This is a genomic window from Catellatospora sp. NPDC049609, from assembly GCF_040675365.1.
Taxonomy (GTDB): Bacteria; Actinomycetota; Actinomycetes; order Mycobacteriales; family Micromonosporaceae; genus Catellatospora.
This window is the reverse complement of sequence record NZ_JBFAOU010000337.1, coordinates 1-4,221: the sequence shown is the minus strand read 5'-3', so window position 1 is coordinate 4,221 and position 4,221 is coordinate 1. Positions and strand designations below refer to the sequence as shown.

General features: G+C 67.0%; 2 protein-coding genes. Both read left to right on the top strand.

Annotation, left to right across the window (positions count from 1 at the left end; translation table 11 throughout):
- On the top strand, positions 1-1,433 hold a 1,433-nt coding region (locus AB0J67_RS39555; RefSeq protein WP_363490706.1), incomplete at its 5' end, for a SigE family RNA polymerase sigma factor.
- A gap of 949 nt (positions 1,434-2,382) precedes the next feature.
- A complete protein-coding gene (locus AB0J67_RS39550; protein ID WP_363490704.1) occupies positions 2,383-4,155 on the top strand; it encodes an IS481 family transposase in 1,773 nt (590 codons plus the stop codon).
- Positions 4,156-4,221: the final 66 nt, after the last annotated feature.

Here is a 4,221-nt window from a genome sequence, read left to right as displayed (position 1 = left end):
CTGAAGACACGACGAGCCCATCGACGCGGCATCCAAAAAGGATCTGCGATCGGACCAGCAACCGCCACCGTCAGCTATTGCGCACAAGATCGTTACTGCAGACGGCCCTGGCGAAGTCCTGGTCTGCGTGGAAGCGGATTCAGGGCGACCCCGAGCCCTACGTGCGTCAGGTGCTCGCGAACACCTACAACTCATGGTGGCGTCGTCGGTGGAACGGCGAGCGACCCACTGATGCTCTGCCCGATCGGGCGGCTGCTTCACCGCAAGCGGCCGTCGACGAACGAGACGAGGTCTGGCGGGCCTTGGGCAGGCTACCCAAGCAGCAGAAGTTGGTTCTCGTTCTGCGCTACTTCGAGGACCTCAGCGAAGCGGAGATCGCCCAGACGCTGGGCATCTCGCCCGGTTCGGTGAAGACCCACGCGTCCAAAGGGCTGGCTAAGCTGCGCCTTGACCCGAGCCTGCTGCCCATGCTGGACGACGACGCACCTGCGGGCAACGAGCGCCTGGTCGCGGTGCGCGAACGTGTCGCGCGGCGCCGGCGTGCCAACGTCACCCGCGTGGTCGCCGCGTGTCTGGCGGCTGTCGCGCTCATCGCCGCGTACGCCCTGCTTCCGCAGTTGCGCACCAAAGCCCTGCCCGAACCCGCTTTCCGGATCGAAATGCCGCGCTACGCGCAAAACCGGTCGGGGTTCGTCGACATCGACTACTACCGGCTGACCACGCAGGCCCAGCACAACTACGCGGCCAGGCTTGACCCCGCACTGACGTGGACGCCCACCGGTCAGCAGGAAGCGCTGTTCATCGCGTGCCAGCATCGAGGCACATCCGCCTTGGCGGTGACGGTCCGCGTGAATGGCCACGACGCCGGCGTACGGCCCTGCGTCAGCGACTCGCTTCTGGCCTGGGAGACCTTCCGCACCATGCTCGACCCGCAGACCTTCGGCCTGGTCGCGGGCCGCCCCGCCGTCGTGAGCCTAGAGCTCGCACCCGGAGCGAGCGGGCCGCTGCTCGAAGGCACGGTAGCTGTCGCGGTGGGGGAGCTCGTCCCGTTCTCGCAAATTCCGCTACCGCCACGCCCGACCGAACCCGCGCCACTCGACCGCGCGCTGGATGGGGTGGATCCGGCAACAGTCACCCTGCTGGAGGCCGGTGGAGCGCACACCACCACCCTGACCTGGCGCGGCCAGCTCACCGTCCTCGCGCAGACGCAGTCTTCGGGTCGGCTTCAGATCTCCGTCGACGGCATACCGGTATCTACGCTCGACTTCGGCACGTTCCCCGTCGAGGGCAAGCACCAGGTCGGCACCACGCTGACCGCAGGTCGAACCTACCTGAATGGTTATCGATTCGACCCACGCCAAGACGCGAAGATCACGATTGCGATCGAGGCTGAACGCCTTACCGGGGACTGGTTTGTGGCTATCCATCCGTAGAAGAACCCGCCTAACGCGGCTGGCCACGGCCCGAATTAACGCATGTATCCGAGAACCCGCTTTATGGAGGACACGGTGACAACATACCTAGCCATAGCTGGATGCGCGGTAGCAGTAATCACCACGTTGTTGGTATTTATCGCCTCGCGACGGCCCCGCACCAACCCGGTAGATGCGCATTTTGATCACCTAATGCATGGCGAACACTCAAACGTCGAGAACACTCAACGAACGTGGGGCATGGGAGGGTCCACCAGCGGCGGCGGTGGGTTCTGACGGCGAGACGTTCCCCGCGCGATCCGCATTGTTGTGAGGTCGCGCCTCAAGCTCCCCGTCTGCCGTCGGCCCGCACCCCGTGGTCATGATCCCCCTGGCTGGTCAAGGTGGAGCGCCCAGCTGGACGAACGACCTTGACCAGCCAGGGGGATCATGAAGGCTTTGCCCGGGCCGACGGTGGGCGGGGAGCGTCCCTCCCCGGAGCCCGAGGTTTGAAGGTCTTTGCTCTTGACCTTGGAGGCGTTGGACCAGTCCTGCCGCACGACCCCGGCTGCCTTCGGTGCGTCGTCGATGGGCAACACGTCGCAGTAACTGACGAGCGATCGGCGGACGCATTGATCGCAGCGCTGACCTGTGGCAACTCGTCGCCGTGGAGCCGGTTGATCTTTCATCGAGTTCATGGCTTCTGTAGCGGGGTGCCGGATCCGGGCGCGGCCCGGCGCGCGCCGCAGGCTGGCGTGCCGGCCAGCGTCCCAGGACCCGGCGCGGCCCGCTTGCGGGCCGCCTTGACCTCGTAGGGAAAGTTTCGACACGCACCAATGGCGGTCGTGTCCTGCGCCGGTTGATGCTTGACACTGCGGCCTCGGTTGATGCTTGACACCTGGTCGGCCCGGTGCTCGTTGCGCCTGTATCCAGGCGTGAGGGGCACCGGGTGGGACTTGCGGAGTTGAGCGTGTTGGAGCAGCGGTTCCATGCGGTGATGGAGTGCCTGGGCGGAACGCCGAAGACGGACGTTGCCGCCCGCTATGGGGTGTCGCGGCAGACGGTCCACAACTGGCTGGCCCGGTATGCCGCCGAGGGCGTCGAGGGTTTGGAGGACCGGTCTCATCGGCCCCGTCTCTGCCCGCATCGAGTTGACGCCGAGACGGAGGCGCTGGTGTGTGAGCTGCGGCGAGATCATCCTCGGTGGGGTCCGCGTCGGCTGCGCTTTGAAGCCGGGCGTCGCGGTGTGACGCCGCCGCCTTCGCGGGCCACGGTGTATCGGATTCTGCGCCGCAACAACCTGGTCCCGGCAGTGCCGCGGAAGCGCAGGCGGGAGGACTACCGGCGGTGGGAACGTTCAGAGCCGATGGAGTTGTGGCAGATGGACATCGTCGGCGGGGTGCTGCTGACTGACGGCACCGAGGCGAAGGTCGTCACCGGCGTGGACGACCACTCCCGCTTTTGCGTGATCGCCACCGTTGTTCGCCGGGCCACCGGGCGGGCCGTCTGTGCCGCGTTCGCTGCCGCGCTGGCCCGTTTCGGTGTGCCCGGGGAGGTACTCACGGATAACGGCAAGCAGTTCACGGGCCGGTTCACCACGCCGCGGCCCGGTGAGGTGATGTTCGAGCGGATCTGCCGGGAGAACGGCATAGTGGCCCGCAACACCAAGCCCCGTTCTCCGACGACCACGGGGAAGGTCGAGCGGTTCCATCAGAGTTTGCAGGGTGAGTGTCTGGACGGCCGGGTGTTCGCCACGATCGAGCAGGCGCAGGCCGCGGTGGACGCGTTCGTCGCCGAGTACAACTCCGATCGGCCGCATCAGGGCATCGGCGACGCCTTTCCCGCTGACCGGTTCCACCGGCCCGTCCCAGGACGGGACCGACTGGAAGCAGACGCTCCGGCGCTGCGACTGCCGTCAGGGCTGCTGCCCGACACCACGGCACCTGCGCAGAGGAAGCCGTCAGTCGACGAGGTCGATGCCGGGTCGGTCATCGTGTCCACCGACCGTCCGCAGCCGGTGCAACTCGTACGGGTTGTGCCGGCATCGGGCAACCTTTGTGTCGCCCAGCAGCAGATATGGCTCGGCCCAACCCTTGCCGGCACCCGGGTTACGATCTGGGTCGACACCGACCGGCTGCATGTGCTGACCGAAGACGGCGCCCGGATCAAGTCCAGCGCATCGAGGCTGTCACAACGCGACCTGGCCCGTCTGCTTGCCGACGGTGGCACCCCGGCAGGGTCGCCGCCGCTGCCGCAAGTCGAGACGCAGACCACCGCCGTCGAGGTCGACCGGGTCGTCAATGCGTGCGGCGGGATCAGCATCTCCGGCCGTCAGATCAGCGTCGGCATGCCTCTTGCTGGCCAGCGGGTGCGGGTCCGTCTCGACGGCATCCTGCTGCACGTCGTCGACGAGGCCGGGCAACTGCGCCGTACCCTGCGCTGCCCACTACCGCCCATAGCCTGCGGCCGCATCCGCGACGCCCGGCCAGCGTCCCCTGTCCCGCCACCATCCGCCGCACCGACGGTCGAGCGGATCGTCTCGGTCACCGGCAGCATCCAGGTCGCCGGGCAACGCGTCCAGGTCGGCGTGGTCCACGCCCGCAAGCTCGTCACCGTCGCCCTCGACGAGCACACCCTCACCATCTACGACGCCGACATCCCGATCAAGGCCGTCCCCCGCCGCAGCACCACCGACCTGAACCGCAGCAAAGCTAAGAGGGCGTCTGATTCACGAATTTTGTGAGTGATGCCGGTTCAGGTGTCTCGCCAGGTTGGGGTGCTTTCGCCGGTGGCGCGTTTGGCGAGGTTG